An 18,420-nucleotide genomic window follows, 5' to 3' on the forward strand; every position below is an offset into this window, starting at 1 on the left:
CGACTGGCAAGTCAGGTGGCCAACAGTTCGGCATCCATCCTGATCACGGGCGAAAGCGGCACCGGTAAGGAAATCATTTCGCGCTATGTGCACCGCAAGTCCAACCGTTCGGACAAGCCGTTCGTTGCGGTTAACTGTGCGGCCATCCCCGATAACCTTCTTGAATCCGAACTGTTTGGCCATGAAAAGGGCGCCTTTACCGGTGCCCAGGCACGACGTATCGGCAAGTTCGAAGAAGCCAATGGCGGTACCCTTTTGCTTGATGAAATCAGCGAAATGGATGTGCGCCTTCAGGCCAAACTTCTGCGTGCCATTCAGGAAAAGGAAATTGACCGGCTTGGCGGCAAAAGCCCCGTTAAGGTCGATGTCCGCATTCTGGCGACCTCAAACCGCAATCTTGAGGCCGAAGTCAATGCCGGCAACTTCCGCGAGGATTTGTATTTCCGCCTGAACGTGGTCAATCTCGACATCCCGTCACTGCGCGAACGTCCCGATGACATCCCGGTTCTGGCCGAATTCTTTGTCAAAAAATACTCTGATGCCAATGACGTTCCGGTCCGCCCGATCAGCCCGCTTGCGATCCAGCGCCTGCTGTCTCACCATTGGCGGGGCAATGTCCGCGAACTTGAAAACACCATGCACCGTGCAGTTCTGATCGCCGGTCCCGATGAAATCGGGCCAGAAGCCATCATGCTGTCTGGCGAAAGCAGCACACCTGCCCCGGCAGCCGCAGCCCCCGTATCGCAGGCCCCGGCACCATCTGCATCTGCACCGGCCCCGTCTACGACGGCACGCGCCAGTTCGGCCTATGCCAGTGCCAATGCCGCCTATGGCGCAGCATCATCGGCCTATCAACCCAGTGCACCAGCCCCTGCCGCCCATTCGCCATCCGCACCGGCGAATGAGGCCCCTTCTCGGGATGATGACGCAGACAGCGGCGATGACGGTGCATCCGATGAGAGTACTGCTGGAAACGGCTCTGTGACCTCGGCACTTGTCGGGCGTACTGTTGCTGATGTCGAACGTGATCTGATTATTGATACGCTCAAGCATTGCTTTGGCAACCGGACCCATGCGGCCAACATTCTGGGCATTTCCATTCGGACCCTGCGCAACAAACTGCGCCAGTATACCGACGAAGGACTTGCTGTACCGGCCCCGGGCGACGGTCACGACTGAACATGAAATTTCGGCGCGCTGTCCCCATCTTCAAGGCAGGTAAAGGCGCAACGAACATCGAGCAAGCAACAGGATAACAAGCAAAGACAATGGCCGAAGGTCAAGACATCACACCGACTGGTTCCGGCGGTTCTGACGGCCCCGGCGGCGGTGCGCCGGGCGGGTTAAATCTCGGCGCCATTCAGTCGCGTGTCGCTTCGGCCATGAAACGTGGCGATATCGCCATGGCGCTCGGCTTTATCATGATCCTTGTGGTCATGATGTTCCCGATGCCGCCCTGGCTGCTTGATTTCATGCTGGCCCTTTCGATCAGCTTCTCTGTGCTGATCCTGATGACATCCCTGTTCATCCAGAAACCGCTTGAATTCAACTCTTTCCCGACGATCCTGCTGGTGGCGACGTCGCTCAGGCTTGCGCTGAACATTGCGACAACCCGACTGATCCTTGGTTATGGGCACGAAGGTACCCATGCCGCCGGTGCCGTGATCGAGGCGTTTGGCAGCTTCCTGATTTCGGGCAATTTCGTCATCGGGATTATCGTCTTTGCCATCCTTGTCATCATCAACTTTGTCGTCATCACCAAGGGTTCCGGCCGTATTGCCGAGGTCGCCGCACGCTTTACCCTTGATGCCATGCCCGGCAAACAGATGGCGATTGACGCCGACCTGTCATCGGGCCTGATCAATGAAGAACAGGCAAAGGCCCGCCGTAAGGAACTTGAAGATGAAAGTTCCTTCTTCGGGTCGATGGATGGTGCATCGAAGTTTGTTCGTGGTGATGCGGTTGCCGGTATTTTGATTACGTTCATCAACGTGATCGGCGGCATCATCATTGGCACCGCCCAGATGGGGCTTTCGCTTGCCGAGGCAACCGAAACTTACACGATCCTGACCGTCGGCGATGGTCTGGTGTCGCAGATCCCGGCTCTGATCGTTTCGACCGCAGCAGGCCTTCTGGTCACCAAGGGTGGCCTTGATGGCGCAACCGAAAAGGCCGTTTTCGGGCAGGTCAGTAACTATCCGGCGGCCCTTGGCGTTGCTGCCGCCCTGATGGGGGGCATGTCCCTTCTGCCGGGCATTCCGATGATCTGGTTCCTCGGATTGGCGATCGGGTTGGGGTATCTCGCCTATTACATGAGCAAACGCCAGAACGCAGCCGTTGCCGAAGAACAGATGAAAGAAACCCAGGCCGCGGCCGATGCCGCCGGCCCGCCACCAGAAGAACCCATCGCCAATGCGCTTCGCATGGACTATGTCCGTCTCGAACTCGGCTATGGCTTGCTGTCGCTGATCAGTACCGAACGCGGTCAGAAACTGACCGATCAGATCAAGGCGCTGCGTCGCCAGCTTGCCGGTGATATGGGCTTTGTAATGCCGTCGGTGCGCATTCAGGACAACATGCAACTGCCCGCCAACACCTATGTGCTCCGCGTCAAGGAGATCGAGGCAGGCCGCGGTGATCTGCGCCCGAACATGTTGCTGGTGATGGATCCGCGCGGCGAGGAAATTACCTTGTCGGGCGAAAAGACGATGGAGCCGACCTTCAACCTGCCTGCGATGTGGATCGAACAGGGCATGAAGGAAGAGGCAATGTTCCGTGGCTATACGGTGGTTGATCCGCAAACCGTGATCACGACGCACATCACCGAAGTGATCAAGGATCACATGCCCGAACTGCTGTCTTATGCCGAAACGCAAAAGCTGCTTGATGAACTTGACGAAGACCAGAAAAAACTGGTCGAGGACATCGTTCCCGGTCAGGTTTCGGTTGGCGGTGTTCAGCGCGTATTGCAGAACCTTTTGACCGAACGCGTTTCCATCCGCGATCTGCCGACCATCCTTGAAGGCATCGCAGAATCAACCGCCTTTACCCGCAACCCGACCTTCATGACCGAACATGTCCGGTCACGACTGGCGCGTCAGTTGTCGGATGTGAATACCAATCAGGATGGCGTCATTCCGCTGGTGACCATGTCGCCGCAGTGGGAACAGATCTTTGCCGAAAGCCTTGTTGGTCAGGGCGAGGAAAAGCAGCTTTCCATTCCACCAAGCCAGCTTCAGGAATTCATCAACAAGGTCAGAACGACGTTCGAGCGCCTTGGTATGATGGGCGAAAGCCCGGTCCTTCTGACCAGCCCGGGCATCCGGCCATATGTGCGATCCATCGTTGAGCGTTTCCGCCCGAGCACCGTGGTGATGTCGCAAAACGAAATCCACCCCAAGGCACAGCTGAAAACGCTGGGGCAGGTGTGATGCGCATGATCAACCAAGCCGCCCTGCTTGCGGACATGAAAAACCGGGGGGAACTGAATGCGTCTTAAGACCTTCACTGCCCCCACCATGACCGAGGCGATGGCGCTCGTTAAAGAGCACATGGGCACAGATGCCATCATCGTCTCCACCCAGGATATCCCCGGCAGTGGTGTGCGCCTGACGGCCGCCCTTGATCGTGATCCCGACTATGGCGATGACGACGGCCCGGCTCCCGCCCTTCAGGAACAGCTTGATGCGGTGGAAGCCGCCCTGACGCGGCATAATTTGCCGGAACGGCTTCGTATTCGCCTGTGTGATCTGATGGGGCGCGAAACCGCTGCTGCATCCGAGCAACAATTGCTGGCCGGTGCGCTTGATGAAATCTTTGATTTCTCGCCCCTGCCGGAAAAGAACACGCCGCGCGCGCTGGCCTTCGTCGGCCCGCCCGGATCGGGCAAAACATTGGCGGTTGCCAAAACCGCGGCACGTGCGGTGATGAAAAAACGCAAAGTTGCTGTTCTTTCAACCGACTACAAACGTGCCGGTGGCATGGCACAGCTTGAGGCCTTTACGCGAATTCTCAAGATTGATCTGCTTGCGGCGAAATCACCGGACGATCTCAAGGCGCGCTTTGGCGAAATCCGCGAAGCCGATGTCATCCTGATCGATACGGCAAGCTGCAACCCCTATCTTGAAACCGAAATTGGCACGCTTCGTGAATTCATGAAAGCGGTGCCGAGTGAACCGGTACTGGTGAACCCTGCGGGGATTGATGCCTATGAGGCGGCTGACATTGCCAATGCCTTTGCCGATGGTGGCGCAACACGTGTCGTGATCTCTCGACTTGATGTTGCCGCCCGACTTGGCGGTGCGCTATATGGAGCCGATTCAGGAAATCTTTCCCTTTGTAATGTCAGTATGACAGCCCAGGTTGCGGACGGCCTCACCGCCCTTAGTCCCCTTGCCTTGGCAAAACTTCTGATACCGTCCCATCGCGCTGATACCGCGAAACCGAGCTTCTCCGAGGTCGTGAAATGACTACCAAGTCTGATGCATCACCCAAATCTGCCCCGCGGGCCAAAGGCCGCAATGTCCTTGCAGTTGCATCTGGCAAAGGCGGCGTTGGCAAGACCTGGTTTTCCATTACCCTGACCCATGCGATGGTTCTCGAAGGCCACAAGACCCTTTTGTTTGACGGTGACCTTGGCTTGGCCAACATCGACATTCAGCTTGGCCTGATGCCGAAATATGATCTGGGCGGCGTGATTGCCGGGCGGATCAGCCTGAAAGATGCGGTCACTCACTTCCCCGATGGCGATTTTGATATCATTGCCGGGCGCAGCGGATCGGGCAGTCTTGCCAACCTTCCGGCCACCCGGCTTCAGGCGCTGTCGGACGAATTGCTCCAGACCGGCAAGGAATATGATAAGGTATTGATCGATCTTGGTGCCGGTGTTGATCAGGGCGTGCGTCAGATGACCGGCCTTGCCAATACGGTAATTGTGATTACCAACGGCGATCCGACCTCTTTGACCGACGCTTATGCCTTTATCAAGATCACCCATATGGCCCGCCCGAAAACCGATATCCGGGTGGTGGTCAACATGGCCAAGGACAAGAAAGAAGGTCAGGCGATCTACAACAAGCTTCTCAAGGCGTGCGAGGGCTTTTTGAAAATTTCGCCGCCGCTGCTTGGCGTTATTCGTGCGGATTCCAAGGTATCGGAATGCATCCGCAACCAGACGCCGCTTCTGACCCGTCATCCGAACTGCGATGCCGCCCAGGATATAGAGGCAATCGCCCAAACCCTTCTTGAGGAGTAGGTTGTCATGACGCTCCCGCCACAAGCAATATCGCCCGGCCCTGCCGTCGGTGGACATGCTTCGGCGGGTGGCACTGCCGGGCAGGCCAATCAGGGTTCCGTCCCGGCACAAATCAATGCAACCGTCACAACCGCCACCCCGCAACAGGTCGCTGCCGCACTGGCAAAGCTCCCGGTCGAAACGTTGTTGCAGGCCTCGGTTCAATCGCAATCGGGCAATCAACTGACCCTTGCCACCGCCCTTGGTTCGGTCACGGTCAGGATCCCCACCCCGCTTCCCAGTAATCTCGGCGATCTTTTGTGGGCCCGCATTCCGACAACCAATCCCGGCACCGGCCAATCCGCAACGGGCGGCACCCCTGCCGATGGCATGCGCCTGCAACTTCTGCCGCAAACCCTGTCACCGGGGGGATCCGGGGTGACCGGTGCCCTTGCCAACGGAAATATCGCTGGCAGCAGCCTGACACCCGGCCAGACATTTGGCGCAGTGACGACATCCATCCTGACCATGCCCAATGGCACCCAGTTGCCCGCCGGAAGCCAGACACAGGTCATCTTCCTGGGTCAGGGCACGGTAACCGCACAGCAGGCCGCCAATGCCATGGCGTCCGCTGCCCAAGCTGGTTCTGCTGGTTCAGCGGGTATGGCAGGTGGCGCAGGCACAGGCGGCATGGCTGCCGGCATGGGACCAACCGTTGCCGCACAAACAGCCGCCGGGCAGGCCCCCGCTGGCACCTTGATGCTGACCGGGACAGTCTTGCCCCCTGATAGTGCCGAAGCCCGCCTGCTGCCGCAGGGTTTCACAGCCCTTCGCACCTCTGCCGGGATTGTTGGCATCAAATTGCCGGTTCCCGCGCCCACCGGCGCAACCCTGTCATTTAACGTTGATCCATCGGGCGGGGCCAAGGTATCGACATCCGTCCCGATGACCGAGGCGCAATTGATCGCGCGCGGTCAGGCCGCCGCCCTTACCCATGATTGGGACAGTCTGCACAGGGCGGTTAGCGCCCTTCAACAACATGATCCCGGTGCAGCACTCAGCATGCTAAATAACATTCCCCAGGCTGGCCCCAAACTGACCACCACCATGATGTTCTTCTTTGCTGCCATGACAGGTCAGAGCGGCAGTTTGCGTGGCTGGCTCGGCGATCGTGCCGCGACCAGCCTGGCCACACTATCCGATACAGACGGTGGCGGGCTTAAACGGCTTGAAGGTGATTTTGCCCAGTTGCGTGCGATGGCAACCGAAGAACGTCCGGATGGCTGGCGCGTGATGGCGATGCCGTTCAATATGGGCGACAAGATCGAACAGCTTCAACTGGGTTGGCGGCATGGCGATCGTGAAAATGATCCCGACAAACCCGATGATCAGGGCACGCGTTTCCTGCTGGATCTGTCTTTCAGTGTTGTCGGCCACACGCAGCTTGATGGGTTGGTCAAGGGCGAGGACAGCAAGTTTGATCTGATTGTCCGCACCGAAAACCCGTTGCAATCTCATAACCGCGATGACATTCGCGGCATCTTCCGCGAGGCCCTTCAAATTTCCGGTTACACCGGCCATATCCTGTTTCAGGATGGGTCGCGTTTTGTCGAAATTGCCCCGGTCCCCGATGGCAAAGACCCGCATTCCCACCACGGGATCGAGGCATAAGCATCATCATTGTGAAATGAATGCTTTTCCTGCCTTGGGCGCGGACGTATCCTAGAATTCATCCCATATGACAACGGTTGGAAGCCATGCTTGAGATTTATCAGCGCCGTAATCTGATCCAGACAGAGCCGAACCCGGGCACAAGGATTGATTATGTCGTTACCCTGCAAAGCAATCTGACCGGTGCCAAGGATGTCTTTCCAGCCCGCCTGACGCTGCGTTATGTGCCCGACCGCCTGATCCTTAAAACCAGCAATCTCGCGGAATATTACGCAGAGATCGCCAGTATCGAGTTCGAGAATTTCGAAGCCGCCGCAGTTCTGTTGATGGATGACTTCAACAACGAACTGGTCCCGCGCTGGATCAGCCTGCGTCTGGACAAACAGACAGCCGATAACGATCAGGTCTTCCACCACGAAACCGCGCTTGAAGACCGGCAGCCCAAATGGGGCAACCCGCGCCTTCTGGATCGGCTGGAACGTTACTGAGCAATCAGCGGAACGGGTTCCCGTGCACCCACTGGGTCAGGGAATAGCGAAGCCCCGCCGTGGTCGGTGCCACGCGATGCAAAACAAAGCTCGGAAAGAAGATTGCTGATCCCCGCGCCATCGGTGCATCGATAAAATGCCCGGCCGGGTTAAGCTGTAATTGCCCGCCTTCATACTGATCGGGCTCGGAAAGCTGGATCACCATCGTCAGTTTACGACGGCGCGCGACGTCTGATGCACCGACATCACTGTGCCAGTCATAATGCCCACGCAGATCTCCGGCATAGCAGGCAATCTGGGCATCCTCGGCAAACTCGGTCAGGGAAAAGTCAAAGACGTTGCGATTAACATCGGCAACCAGATCAACAATGCGCCGACAGACAACCGGTTCCTGTTCTTCGTTAAACCAGGTGATTTTGGATCGGCGAATATGGGTCGCGGCCTGCCCCTGTACGAGGCCGCCTTCATCCATCTCGTGGGCAAAGCCATTGATCAGGCGGTCACAGGTCGCCGGATCAAGCGCATCCGGGACAATTGCAAACATTTCTTCAGGGAACATTTACGACACTCTCCAGGCCGCACGGGCCTTTTGATTTAACGTCTGGGGCCCAAGATCATTCTTTGCGACAAGATGCTCTTAAGACCAATCATCGCGCGATACCAGAAAATTCAAAACATGTCATCGATCCATGTTCGCGTATCTAGCCACGCAGTTCAATCACCCGCCCACCGGCTGCCGCACCGTCTTCGGGGTCATGGGTTACCATCAGGGTCGGCAGGCTGTTCTTGCGGCACAGGTCAAACACAAACGACCTGATCTGGGATCGAAGACCGCTATCGAGTTTTGAAAATGGCTCATCAAGCAACAAGGCACAAGGTTCTGACAACAGAACCCGCATCAGGGCCACCCGCGCGCGCTGCCCGCCCGAAAGTGTTGCCGGATCACGATCATAAAACCCGTCCATCTCGGCACTGCCAAGTGCCGCCTCAACCCGCGCACGCCGGTTCGCACGCCCCTTGATATGCGCGGGCAAGGCAAAAGCCAGATTGCCGCCCACCGAAAGATGGGGAAACAGCAAATCATCCTGAAACAGGATGCCGACATGGCGGTCTTGTGGTGCCAAGCCATCAAGCAACCGGCCATCAAGAACCACCTGACCGGTTACCTCAAACGCATCGGGCAAGGTGCCACAGATATGCCCAAGCAAACTGGATTTCCCCGATCCGCTGGGCCCCATCAGGGTCACGATCTCGCCCGGTGCAATGGTCAGATCGACCGCAACCAGTTCACGCCCGTCAAGGCGCACCCGCACGTCATGTAATTCCAGACCGTTTTTGGCTGCTTCAGGCATGTAGCATCCTTGTCATCCTTTGTTCTGCGCACCCATGCCGCGCCGGTGACGGAATAAAACCGCCGGGATCAGCAAGGCCAGGGCAAACCCGGCAAACGGTAAAATCATCTGAAACAGGCCATAAATCCCGATCATCCGGCGATCGCCGCCCGAGGCCAAGGCAACCGCCTCGGTGGTGACGGTGGCAAAGCGCCCTGCCCCGATCAGAAGTGTCGGCAAATATTGCCCGACGGTGACGGCAAGCCCGACCGCGGCGGCGGTTAAAACCGCACGGGTCAACAACGGCAAACGCACCTGCCAGAACACCCGAGCGGGCGACGCGCCAAGACAGAGTGCAGTTTGCCCATAGCGCGGATCAAGGGCACGAAATGGTTCAGACAGGGATAAAAACACATAGGGTGCGACAAACACCAGATGCCCAAGAACAACCGAGACCAAGGTACGTTCCAGCCCAAGCAGGCTAAAGAACACCTGCAAACCAAACATGAAGCTGATTTGCGGCACCAGAAGCGGTAGATAAATCAAAAACATCGCCCGCCGCCCGGCCGGCTTGCCGGTGCGCACTTCGTTCTCAAGACACGCCAGAACCAGTGTTACGGCAATCACAACCGCCGGAATACCGATCAGAAGGGTGGTGGTCAGGCTATTGCCAATCGCATCAAGTTCGCGCGCCCAAAGACGCAATGAAAAACCACGCGGCAACAGATCGGGAAACGCCCAGAACCCGGCAACACTCCAGACCAGCAAAACCACAAGCCCAAGCACCACTGTCCCGGCCGCAACCAGCGCCATCACTGCCGATACCCCACGCACAGCACCATCTTGCTTGAACCGTTGGCCATCAATGGCCCAGCAGGCACCAATCACGGCGACAAGCCGCTCGCCCGCAATCCAGATTGCCATGGCTGCGATCACGATCAGCAATTGCAGCACGGCTGCACTTGATGCCATGAACCGTAAGGCAAGATCGGGATCGGACAACCATCCCAGAATGCGCACCGCAAGCGGGGCCGGTGTTGTCGGGGCCAGAATGATCGCCACATCAACAACCGACGTCGAATAGGCCAAAACCGCCAGAACCGGCAAACGGATCTGCGGATAGATGCGTGGCAATGTTGCCTTGAACCATCCGGCAATCCTGCCATAGCCAAGACTTGCTGTGACCTGTGCCGTGCGATCCGTATCCGCCTGCGGCAAGGCTGAAAGCGTCATCAAAAACAGAAACGGGATTTCCTTGGCAACCAGCCCGGCAATCAGGGCAATGCCCCACGGGTCATGGATAATCGCAACATCCGGGGGCCGATCCCATCCGGTAAATTGCGCCACCACCCGAACAAACCAGCCCGATGGCGCAATCAAAAATGCCAAACCAAACGCCGCCGTCGCATGCGGTACCGACAGGATAGGCGAGAGTATCCGTTGCAGGGCGTGAAAAGTGCGTGTGCCCTGCCACGCGGCACAAAACAGCATGACAATCGCAACCGAGACAAAGGTTGCGATCAATCCATTGACCAATGAAAGCCGGATCGAGGCGCCCAACCCCGGCTGTGCTACCAAAGCTTGCCAGGGTTCAAGGCTGGGCGTCGTGCCGCCAAGGGCTGGCAATATCTCGAACGCAGGCAAGATCGTTCCGATCAGCCCGGCAGAAACCGGGCCAATCATCAGAACAATCGTCAGGATCGGGATAAATCGCAGCATGCGCGATTATTGCACAACGCCGTAACGCTTCTGCCATTCTGTTTCGACAAGCGACATCCAGCTTGGATGCGGTTCCGGCAAGACGGTGCCGCGCTCAGAGGGCGCAAGCGATGCGATGCCGAGATCAAGATTGGCAAACGCTTCCTGCATATCGGCCGGCAATTTATCCATCGCCAGAACCGTGTCTGCGCCCCAATATTTCGGGTCCTGTTTACGCAGTTGCGCTTCGGGTGACATCAGGAAGTCTGCCAGTACAACTGCGCCGGCCTTGGCCGATGCGTTATAGGGGATAGCGACGAAGTTGGTATTGCCAAGGGTGCCATTCTCAAACACGTAGGAACGCACGGTATCGGGAAGCTCAAACGCCTCGATCGCGGATGACACTTCGCCAGAACTGAATGAAAAGGCGATATCGACCTCGTTATCCGCCAGAAGCGTACGCATCGATGCCCCGTTCTGCGGATAGGCCTGACCATCGCGCCACAGAAGCGGCTGCAAGTCTTCAAGATAACCCCAAAGCGGTGCCAAGGTCGCCTTTGCATCCGTTTCATCGGCGGGCTGTTGCAAAACTTTCGGGTCTTTGACCAGTTCGGTCAGGATCTGTTTAAGGAAGGTCGAGCCCATATAGTTTGGCGGCTGCGGATAGGTAAAGCGCCCCGGATGTTTCACCAGCCATTCCAGCAGTTGCTGGGCGGTTTTCGGGACGGTATCAAGCTTGGCGGTATCGTAATAGAAACTGACCTGCGCCATGCCCCACGGCGCTTCAAGCCCGTCGGTCGGCACGGTGAAGTCATTGATCACGGTTGGTTTGCCTTCAATATCGACATAGGCAAAGTTTGGCGTCTGTTCCGCCCACGGCCCGAACAAAAGGTCATTGCGCTTCATCGCGGCAAAGTTTTCACCGTTAATCCAGATCATGTCGACCGCACCGCCATCATCGACACCGGCGGTCTTTTCCGACAGAACACGGGTAACGGCATCGGCAGTATCGGTCAGTTTGACCTGAACCACTTCAACGCCATAGCGCTCGCGCACCTGTTCACCGGCCCAGGCGATGTAATCATTAATGCGTGGCTCCCCGCCCCAGGCATGCCAATAAACGGTCTGGCCACGGGCCTGATCCAGAACCGATTGCCAGTTTCCAACATCCGGTGCCGGATCCGCAAAGGCAGGCGTCGACAACGTCGTCGTCGCAAGCCCCACTGCCAGCGCCAAAGCAGAAACGAAAGTGCGCATTTTTGATCGCATCTCGGACAATCCTTTTACCTGATGACCCAAAGCCCTTCCCGCATGCCGGGTGTGACTGTTTGATTGGTTTTATACCCGTCAGTTTTTCAACAGACGGCACATAAAATCAATTCACGCTTGCGTTAGGGGCCTATCAAACACACTTTGTCTGCAACAAGTTGTTCGCTTTTTGCGCCCCTGTTTAGGAAGTTTTCGATGTTTGAATGGATGAGTGATCCCAACATGTGGATGGGCCTTGCCACCCTGACCGCGCTCGAAATTGTTCTGGGCATCGACAACATCGTTTTCCTGTCGGTGATTGTCTCGAAACTTCCGCAAAACCAACAGGCATCGGCGCGCCGCATCGGTCTTCTTGCGGCGATGGGCATGCGGCTTGGGCTTTTGGCCGGTATCGCCTGGGTCATGCAACTGACCTCGCCGCTTTTCACAGCCTTCGGTCAGGAAATCAGCGGCCGCGACATGATCCTTATTTTTGGTGGTCTGTTCCTGATTGCCAAGGCGTCCAAGGAAATTCATCACACCATTGACGAGCCCGAAGAACATGGCCCGGGCAAAATCATGTCGAGCTTTGCCATGACCATCGTGCAGATCATGTTGCTTGATATGATTTTCTCGCTCGATAGCGTCATCACAGCGGTTGGTCTGGTCGATCATATCTCGATCATGGTGATCGCGGTGATCGCATCAGTTCTGGTGATGCTGATGGCGGCCAAGACCATTGGCGACTTTGTCGAACAAAATCCCTCTGTCAAAATGTTAGCGCTATCATTCCTTATTCTGGTAGGGTTTGTGTTGCTGCTTGACGGGGTCGAAATACACGTACCGAAAGGCTACATCTATTTTGCAATGGCCTTTAGCCTGTCGGTCGAGACGCTCAATCTTCTGAACCACAAACGTAAACTCAAACGTCGTGCGCAAGAGAATGGCTGATGAAAAAAGTTGATCCGCCGCTATGTCTGGCAAACGCCTTCATGGAACGCGAACTTGAAAACGTCGACGTATTTGAGTTTCCCGAAGGCACGCGCACAGCTGCTGACGCTGCAAACGCCATTGGCTGCGATATCAGCGACATCGGAAAATCACTGGTCTTCATGACCGAGGCATCCCGCCCGGTCCTGATCATCATGAATGGTGCCGATCAGGTCGATCTCGACAAGGTCGCCGCCCTGCTGCGTTTATCCGTCCGCAAGGCCGATGCCACCGAGGTCCGCGAACATACGGGCTACGCCATTGGCGGCGTTCCACCCTTTGGCCACGCCAAGCCCGTGGAAACGCTGATTGATAAAAAGCTTCTGGCAAAGAAAACCATCTGGCTTGCAGCCGGGACACCCAAAACAGTGTTTGAGCTTAAAACAAGCGACCTCAAGCGCGTAACCGGTATTGAAACCGGCGTTAATATCGCTGTCTAACTATCCCGAAAATCACATAAGCCCGTCATCGCGTGTCGCCGAACGCATGCCGATTTCGTCAAGTTCGTCTTGTTCTTTCTTGTCTTCTTCGGCGCGTTCGGCCTCAAGCCGGTTGCGTTCGGCAATTTCGGCAGTTTTAAATTCCTTGAAGGCGTCAGCAACTTCATCGCGGAAGACGTCGATCTTTTCTTCCTGTTCGGCAATCATTTTTTCGATTGCCTCACGCTCCGCGATCACTGCGGTGGCAAACCCGCCATAGGCAAAGCCGGCAAGTTCCGGATTTTCGGCCGCGATCTTTTGTTCGGCCAGCACCGCCTGTTCGAGGGCTTCTTTTTCCGCCTCAAGATTACCCAGCACACCAAGCATCTCGCCCAATTGGCGCTGCTTTTCATCAAGCGCCCATTTGCGCATGCGCACCAGTGTTTTGAAATCCTTGGCCATGGGTTACCCCCTAGGGTCCGCGATCATTACGATCCATTCCCCGATGCGTCGTTGCCGCCTTCGCTCAGCGCCCGCTTGGCCGCGTTCAGGTCCTGCCCGTCACGTTGTGACCGGCTGTTAACCTTGGGCCCGCGATTGATCTTGGGCCCGATTGACGGCGGTGGTGCCGGGCGGGGGGCCGGCATTTCCGGCCCTCCTGCGGGCTGTTGCGGCTTGGCACTTCCCGCTTGCCGCGCCTGTCCCCCCGGTTGTCCTTGGGCAGGTGCTGGCTGTTCGGGTTGCTCGGCCAGCATATCGAGACGCCGGGCCAGTTCCAGATATCCCTCATTGAGGCGCGTGCATTCTGTCTTGCGCTGTTTAAGGAATTCCTCGATCAGCGGGAAGTAATGAATGGCCTCGTCGACCTTGGGATCAGTTCCCTTGCGATAGGCGCCAAGACGGATCAGTTCCGCCATATCATCGTAGGTCGCCAAAAGCTGACGCGCACGGGCAACGATCTGGTTTTCTTCCTCGTTATTACAGCCTGGCATGGTACGTGACACGCTGCGCAGGATATTGATCGCCGGATAACGGCCCTGCTCGGCAATCGCACGGTCCAGTACCACGTGGCCATCCAGAATACCACGCACCGCGTCCGAAATCGGTTCGTTATGATCATCGCCATCAACCAGAACCGTAAACAGCCCGGTGATCGATCCCTGCCCCGGTCCGCCGGGACCAGCACGTTCCAAAAGACGCGGCAATTCGGCAAATACAGTTGGCGTATAGCCCTTTGATGCCGGCGGCTCGCCCACCGAAAGGCTGATTTCACGCTGCGCCATGGCAAAGCGGGTCACGGAATCCATCATGCACAGCACATCGCGCCCGACATCGCGGAAGTATTCCGACAGCGCCATGGTCATATAGGCCGCCTGGCGGCGCATCAGCGGCGGTTCATCCGATGTCGCCACGACGACGACCGAACGACGCAGGCCTTCCTCGCCCAGATCATCTTCGATGAATTCGCGCGCTTCACGGCCACGTTCGCCAATCAGCCCCACCACCGACACATCCGATGTCGTATGGCGCGTCATCATCGACAGCAAACTTGATTTACCAACACCCGACCCGGCAAATATGCCCATACGTTGTCCGCGACAGCAGGTCAGAAACGTGTTCATCGCCCGCACACCGAGATCGATCTTGCCCGCAACGCGCTGGCGCGAATGGGCCGATGGCGGCATGTTGCGGATCGGATAAGGTCGATTGCCCTCAGACAGCGGGCCTTTGCCATCAACCGGCTCGCCAAAGGCATTGACCACGCGGCCCAGCCAGCTTTCATCGGGATAGACTTGCGGTTGGGTATCGCCAAGTTCGACTTCGCAGCCGATCCCGATCCCATCCAGAATGCCAAACGGCATCAAAAGGGCGCGTTCATTGCGAAAACCGACAACCTCGCAAATCACGGTTTTGCCATCGCGGCGTTTGACCTTGCAGCGGTCACCAACCGACAACGCGCCTTCAACCCCGCCAATCTCGACCAGAAGGCCCAAAACGGCAGTCACCCGGCCAACCACGCGATAGTCGGGAATACGGCGGAGTTCTGCGACAATATTGCGGCCAATCTGAAACACGGGCGGTTCTTTTCAGCGAAAATGGTACAAACAACTCTTGTAACACGGAAATTTGCCCCGCCGAACGGTAACAGGGGTGGCAAATCGTACCGCGTCGTACCAAATATATAGTCATAATCGGTATTAAAAAGCCGTGTAGACGATTAAATCGATTTTTTTTCGTTGCATAAGGCTTTTGGAATTAACACCGCAAACCGTTGGGAAAACTTGCGTTCCGTCCCCGAGTCGCTTCTTTGAACGAAAAAAAGTTAACAAGTTGCGACTCGCCTGCTTGCCACGAGTCGCAAAGCAACGTATCGTTAACCGAATGGGGAAAATTTCCCAAAGGCCGGCAATCGTTGGGGCGCTTGTCGATCTACCGGATCAACACGGACTTATTGCGGAACACGGTAACGGAGCAGAGACATGCGGGTGCTGCTTGTTGAGGATGACAACACCTATGCTGACAGCATCGAATTGATGCTTAAGTCTGAGGGCATGGTGATTGACACTACCGACCTTGGGGAAGATGGTCTCGAGATCGGCAAGCTTTACGATTATGACATTATTCTTCTGGACCTTATGCTGCCAGATATTGACGGCTACGAGGTCCTGAGACGTTTGCGCGACGCACGCGTCGAAACACCGGTCCTGATCCTGTCGGGTCTGACCGAAACCGAAGACAAGGTCAAAGGCCTTGGCTTTGGCGCAGATGATTATCTGACCAAGCCTTTCGAGAAAACCGAACTTCTGGCACGTGTACAGGCAATTGTTCGCCGTTCACGCGGCCATGCCCAGTCGATGATTTCGACCGGTAAGCTCAACGTCAACCTGGATGCACGCACCGTCGATGTCGATGGCAAACCGCTGCATCTGACTGGCAAGGAATATGGCATTCTGGAACTGCTGTCGCTGCGCAAGGGCACGACACTGACCAAGGAAATGTTCCTCAACCACCTTTATGGCGGTATGGACGAGCCGGAACTCAAGATCATTGACGTCTTTGTCTGCAAACTGCGTAAGAAAATCCAGTCTGCGACCAAGGGCGACAATTACATCCATACGGTTTGGGGCCGGGGCTATGTCCTGCGCGATCCCGACACCAACAGCGCTGCGGCCTGATTTTCGGGAACTTGGTATCAGGCATGCCTGATGCCGCCCCAACAGTTGCCGCTATACGAAAAACGCCCCGGTTCAGATCCGGGGCGTTTTTCGTTTCTTATCACGGCAAATAGATAAGCGGATCAACAAGACCGCTGATCTGCAACCGATCAATCAGCTCAAAAATCGGGATCACCATCAGAAAGACCAGCCCGTCGCGCAATGTTCGCCACAAAAGATGCGGGCGTACTTCAAGGATCTCGGCATCGCGCCAAGCACCAAACCGGGGACCAAAGCGCGGCACGCGCGTTTTGTAATCTTCAAAGGATGCGCCAAAAAGTGTCTCGAGCGCCCTTTCTTCACGCAGGATCACCGGCAAGAACACACCAAACGCCGCCACCCCGAACAACAGGGCGATCAAAAGGCTTCCGGTTTGCGCGCCAATGCCGACTGCGCCGATGAAGCTGAACATATAAAGCGGATTGCGGCTGATGGAATAGGGGCCGGTATCGGTCAGATCGCGCGCCTTGCGCCCACCGATATACAGCGTGCACCAGGCCCGCCCGAAAATGGCCATCAGAATCAGGACGATCCCGCCGGTCTCGACCGTTTCATGGGTAAACATCTCCACCTCTGCCAGCGACTGCATAAGCGGCAGCGCAAACAGCACCAACAGCGCGATACCTGCAATGGCAAGCTTACGACGGCGCTGGACACGGCGAAGGTCCTGACGCGGTGAGGCGATCGTGTTTGATGGATTTGAGGTCATTGGCCTTCCCGACTTTCAGTTCAACAGAACATTCGGCAAGAAACCAACTGTCATCTACTTCTTGTCGTCCGGTTTGCCAAAGCGGGACCGATCAAAGGTCGTGGACGGGCGCGTGGTTCCGCTGGAACCGCTTGTATTGCTGCTGCCTGTCCCCGGCCGTTGTGTCGTACCACCGGCACCTGCACCGGTTCCGGTACCAAGCGGGCGGCGATAGGTCGAACCAGTGGTATCCGTTGTTCCCGGACGCGTGGTTGAACCTGTACCAGTCGAACCTGACGGTCTGCTGAACGCGCTGCCTGTTGTGCCTGATCCCGTGCTGCCGGTTCCGGTTGTTCCCGGACGGGTGGTGGACGGGGTGGTGCCAAGCGGACGTTGGGTCGACGTCGTGCCAAAACCTGAACCTGCGGGGCGGGTTGTTGCCGTCCCTGCTGTTCCGGTTGTCCCGGCTGCCGGGCGGGCCGTTGTACCGGTCGTGGTTGCGGCACCGGTTTGCATATGTTTGGGCTTCTGGAAGGCCAACCCGCCGGGTGCAGCACCGGCCGCACTTGCAGCCCCCGCCTGCGCCTTTTCAAGCGCGGTCAGATCGACTTCCGGCGCACCCGGACGGTTAAGCTGATAAATGCCACGTTGACGCGCAAGCGGTTTGAACTTGTCGGAAATGCCCAGAACCGTTTCTGCCCCGCCAAGGAACAGGAAACCGTCATCTGGCATCAAGGCGGAAACACGCGAAAGGACGTCACTTTTGGTCGGCTGATCGAAATAGATCAGCACGTTACGGCAATAGACGACATCAAACTGCCCAAGCGGACGGAAATCTTCCAGAAGGTTGAATTCCTTGTACTGCACCTTGGACCGGATATCGGCCGAAATTTGCCACTGGTCTTCCTTCTTTTGGAAGTATTTGACCAGAAGACCGATCGGAAGGCCCCTTTGGACTTCGAACTGCGAATACAGGCCTGCGCGCGCCTTGGTCAGGATCTCGCGCGAGATATCCGTCCCGACAATATCGATCCGCCAGCCAGCGAGCTGCGACTTGAATTCATCAAGGATCATCGCCAGCGAATAGGGTTCCTGCCCGGAAGAGGCGGCAGCACACCAGATGCGCAGATGTTTCTTCGACGCACGTGTCTTGATCATGTGCGGCAGGACAACATGGCGGAACTGGTCAAACGGCTTGGTATCGCGGAAGAAGAAACTTTCATTGGTCGTCATCGCATCAACGACTTCTTCGACCAGATTGCGGTCGCCACCGCGCAGCGTACCGATCAGCTCCGTCAGGTCCTTAAGACCCCGTTTGCGTGCAATCGGCATCAACCGGCTTTCGAGCAGATAAGTCTTGTCCTGGCTCAGAACGAGCCCGGACTTTGACTTGATCAATCTGCTTACAAACTCGAAGTCATCCGGCTTCATCATTGTGG

At 56.8% G+C, this 18,420-nt stretch carries 16 protein-coding genes and 1 pseudogene; 9 read left to right on the plus strand and 8 right to left on the minus strand.

Going from position 1 to position 18,420, the window contains the following annotated elements; all coding sequences use genetic code 11:
• The 6 genes from B3Z49_RS01960 to B3Z49_RS01985 form a co-directional block, all read left to right on the plus strand.
• Positions 1-1,179 (plus strand): sigma-54 interaction domain-containing protein (locus B3Z49_RS01960; protein WP_296987909.1); only part of this gene is annotated, 1,179 nt, incomplete at its 5' end.
• Between the two features lie 89 nt (positions 1,180-1,268).
• Positions 1,269-3,431 (plus strand): flagellar biosynthesis protein FlhA, encoded by a 2,163-nt coding sequence (flhA, locus tag B3Z49_RS01965; RefSeq protein ID WP_008891635.1) that lies wholly within the window; start codon positions 1,269-1,271, stop codon positions 3,429-3,431.
• A gap of 57 nt (positions 3,432-3,488) precedes the next feature.
• Positions 3,489-4,469, plus strand: coding sequence for a GTP-binding protein (locus tag B3Z49_RS01970; RefSeq protein ID WP_008891634.1), 981 nt, complete (start codon positions 3,489-3,491; stop codon positions 4,467-4,469).
• Positions 4,466-5,254 carry a MinD/ParA family protein gene (locus B3Z49_RS01975; protein ID WP_008891633.1) on the plus strand — a complete coding sequence of 263 codons (789 nt, stop codon included), beginning with the start codon at positions 4,466-4,468 and terminating at the stop codon, positions 5,252-5,254. Before B3Z49_RS01970 ends, B3Z49_RS01975 begins: the two co-directional genes overlap by 4 nt.
• A gap of 6 nt (positions 5,255-5,260) precedes the next feature.
• Positions 5,261-6,904, plus strand: coding sequence for a hypothetical protein (locus B3Z49_RS01980; RefSeq protein WP_296987912.1), 1,644 nt, complete (start codon positions 5,261-5,263; stop codon positions 6,902-6,904).
• Positions 6,905-6,990: 86 nt separating this feature from the next.
• On the plus strand, positions 6,991-7,392 hold the full coding sequence (locus B3Z49_RS01985) for a hypothetical protein (RefSeq protein ID WP_064788884.1): 402 nt from the start codon (positions 6,991-6,993) through the stop codon (positions 7,390-7,392).
• Between the two features lie 4 nt (positions 7,393-7,396).
• Here the strand turns inward: B3Z49_RS01985 and B3Z49_RS01990 are convergent, their stop codons facing one another.
• The 4 genes from B3Z49_RS01990 to B3Z49_RS02005 form a co-directional block, all read right to left on the minus strand.
• A complete protein-coding gene (locus B3Z49_RS01990) occupies positions 7,397-7,951 on the minus strand; it encodes a prolyl hydroxylase family protein (protein WP_064782366.1) in 555 nt (184 codons plus the stop codon).
• Between the two features lie 142 nt (positions 7,952-8,093).
• Positions 8,094-8,744: an ATP-binding cassette domain-containing protein gene (locus tag B3Z49_RS01995; RefSeq protein ID WP_296987914.1), complete on the minus strand. Its 651-nt coding sequence runs from the start codon at positions 8,742-8,744 to the stop codon at positions 8,094-8,096.
• 12 nt (positions 8,745-8,756) lie between these two features.
• On the minus strand, positions 8,757-10,442 hold the full coding sequence (locus tag B3Z49_RS02000) for an ABC transporter permease (protein WP_296987915.1): 1,686 nt from the start codon (positions 10,440-10,442) through the stop codon (positions 8,757-8,759).
• Between the two features lie 6 nt (positions 10,443-10,448).
• Positions 10,449-11,678 (minus strand): ABC transporter substrate-binding protein, encoded by a 1,230-nt coding sequence (locus B3Z49_RS02005; RefSeq protein WP_296987916.1) that lies wholly within the window; start codon positions 11,676-11,678, stop codon positions 10,449-10,451.
• A 207-nt stretch (positions 11,679-11,885) separates the two neighbouring features.
• Between B3Z49_RS02005 and B3Z49_RS02010 the strand changes: the two genes are divergently transcribed.
• The gene (locus B3Z49_RS02010) at positions 11,886-12,620 is read left to right on the plus strand and encodes a TerC family protein (protein ID WP_197146857.1); all 735 of its coding nucleotides are present in this window, start codon (positions 11,886-11,888) and stop codon (positions 12,618-12,620) included.
• Entirely contained in the window at positions 12,620-13,099 is a 480-nt protein-coding gene (locus B3Z49_RS02015; RefSeq protein ID WP_296987917.1) for a YbaK/EbsC family protein, read from the plus strand. The genes B3Z49_RS02010 and B3Z49_RS02015 overlap by 1 nt, the downstream gene beginning before the upstream one ends.
• Positions 13,100-13,111: 12 nt before the next feature.
• Here the strand turns inward: B3Z49_RS02015 and B3Z49_RS02020 are convergent, their stop codons facing one another.
• Entirely contained in the window at positions 13,112-13,540 is a 429-nt protein-coding gene (locus B3Z49_RS02020) for a hypothetical protein (protein ID WP_197146856.1), read from the minus strand.
• Positions 13,541-13,566: 26 nt separating this feature from the next.
• Complete coding sequence (gene fliI / locus B3Z49_RS02025; protein WP_063087450.1) at positions 13,567-15,153, minus strand: flagellar protein export ATPase FliI; 1,587 nt, start codon at positions 15,151-15,153, stop codon at positions 13,567-13,569.
• A gap of 405 nt (positions 15,154-15,558) precedes the next feature.
• Between fliI and ctrA the strand changes: the two genes are divergently transcribed.
• On the plus strand, positions 15,559-16,254 hold the full coding sequence (gene ctrA / locus B3Z49_RS02030) for a response regulator transcription factor CtrA (protein ID WP_008891622.1): 696 nt from the start codon (positions 15,559-15,561) through the stop codon (positions 16,252-16,254).
• A gap of 100 nt (positions 16,255-16,354) precedes the next feature.
• Here ctrA and B3Z49_RS02035 read toward each other — a convergent pair whose 3' ends face one another.
• Both B3Z49_RS02035 and B3Z49_RS02040 read right to left on the minus strand, forming a co-directional pair.
• Positions 16,355-17,002: a methyltransferase family protein gene (locus B3Z49_RS02035; protein ID WP_296987918.1), complete on the minus strand. Its 648-nt coding sequence runs from the start codon at positions 17,000-17,002 to the stop codon at positions 16,355-16,357.
• A gap of 597 nt (positions 17,003-17,599) precedes the next feature.
• Positions 17,600-18,412: pseudogene (locus tag B3Z49_RS02040) on the minus strand (CheR family methyltransferase); the annotation flags it as partial.
• Between the last annotated feature and the right edge of the window lie 8 nt (positions 18,413-18,420).

It is taken from the genome of Thalassospira sp. UBA1131 (assembly GCF_002311515.1).
In the GTDB taxonomy this organism is placed as follows: Bacteria; Pseudomonadota; Alphaproteobacteria; order Rhodospirillales; family Thalassospiraceae; genus Thalassospira.

What these genes read in the sequence shown, in the direction of transcription:
- B3Z49_RS01980 (WP_296987912.1), top strand. Translation starts at nt 5,261, where the DNA reads ATGACGCTCCCGCCACAAGCAATATCGCCCGGCCCTGCCGTCGGTGGA.
- B3Z49_RS02000 (WP_296987915.1), bottom strand. Translation starts at nt 10,442, where the DNA reads ATGCTGCGATTTATCCCGATCCTGACGATTGTTCTGATGATTGGCCCG.
- ctrA (WP_008891622.1), top strand. Translation starts at nt 15,559, where the DNA reads ATGCGGGTGCTGCTTGTTGAGGATGACAACACCTATGCTGACAGCATC.
- B3Z49_RS01985 (WP_064788884.1), top strand. Translation starts at nt 6,991, where the DNA reads ATGCTTGAGATTTATCAGCGCCGTAATCTGATCCAGACAGAGCCGAAC.
- B3Z49_RS01995 (WP_296987914.1), bottom strand. Translation starts at nt 8,744, where the DNA reads ATGCCTGAAGCAGCCAAAAACGGTCTGGAATTACATGACGTGCGGGTG.
- B3Z49_RS02015 (WP_296987917.1), top strand. Translation starts at nt 12,620, where the DNA reads ATGAAAAAAGTTGATCCGCCGCTATGTCTGGCAAACGCCTTCATGGAA.
- B3Z49_RS02005 (WP_296987916.1), bottom strand. Translation starts at nt 11,678, where the DNA reads ATGCGCACTTTCGTTTCTGCTTTGGCGCTGGCAGTGGGGCTTGCGACG.
- flhA (WP_008891635.1), top strand. Translation starts at nt 1,269, where the DNA reads ATGGCCGAAGGTCAAGACATCACACCGACTGGTTCCGGCGGTTCTGAC.
- B3Z49_RS01975 (WP_008891633.1), top strand. Translation starts at nt 4,466, where the DNA reads ATGACTACCAAGTCTGATGCATCACCCAAATCTGCCCCGCGGGCCAAA.
- B3Z49_RS02035 (WP_296987918.1), bottom strand. Translation starts at nt 17,002, where the DNA reads ATGACCTCAAATCCATCAAACACGATCGCCTCACCGCGTCAGGACCTT.
- B3Z49_RS01970 (WP_008891634.1), top strand. Translation starts at nt 3,489, where the DNA reads ATGCGTCTTAAGACCTTCACTGCCCCCACCATGACCGAGGCGATGGCG.
- B3Z49_RS01990 (WP_064782366.1), bottom strand. Translation starts at nt 7,951, where the DNA reads ATGTTCCCTGAAGAAATGTTTGCAATTGTCCCGGATGCGCTTGATCCG.
- B3Z49_RS02010 (WP_197146857.1), top strand. Translation starts at nt 11,886, where the DNA reads ATGTTTGAATGGATGAGTGATCCCAACATGTGGATGGGCCTTGCCACC.
- B3Z49_RS02020 (WP_197146856.1), bottom strand. Translation starts at nt 13,540, where the DNA reads ATGGCCAAGGATTTCAAAACACTGGTGCGCATGCGCAAATGGGCGCTT.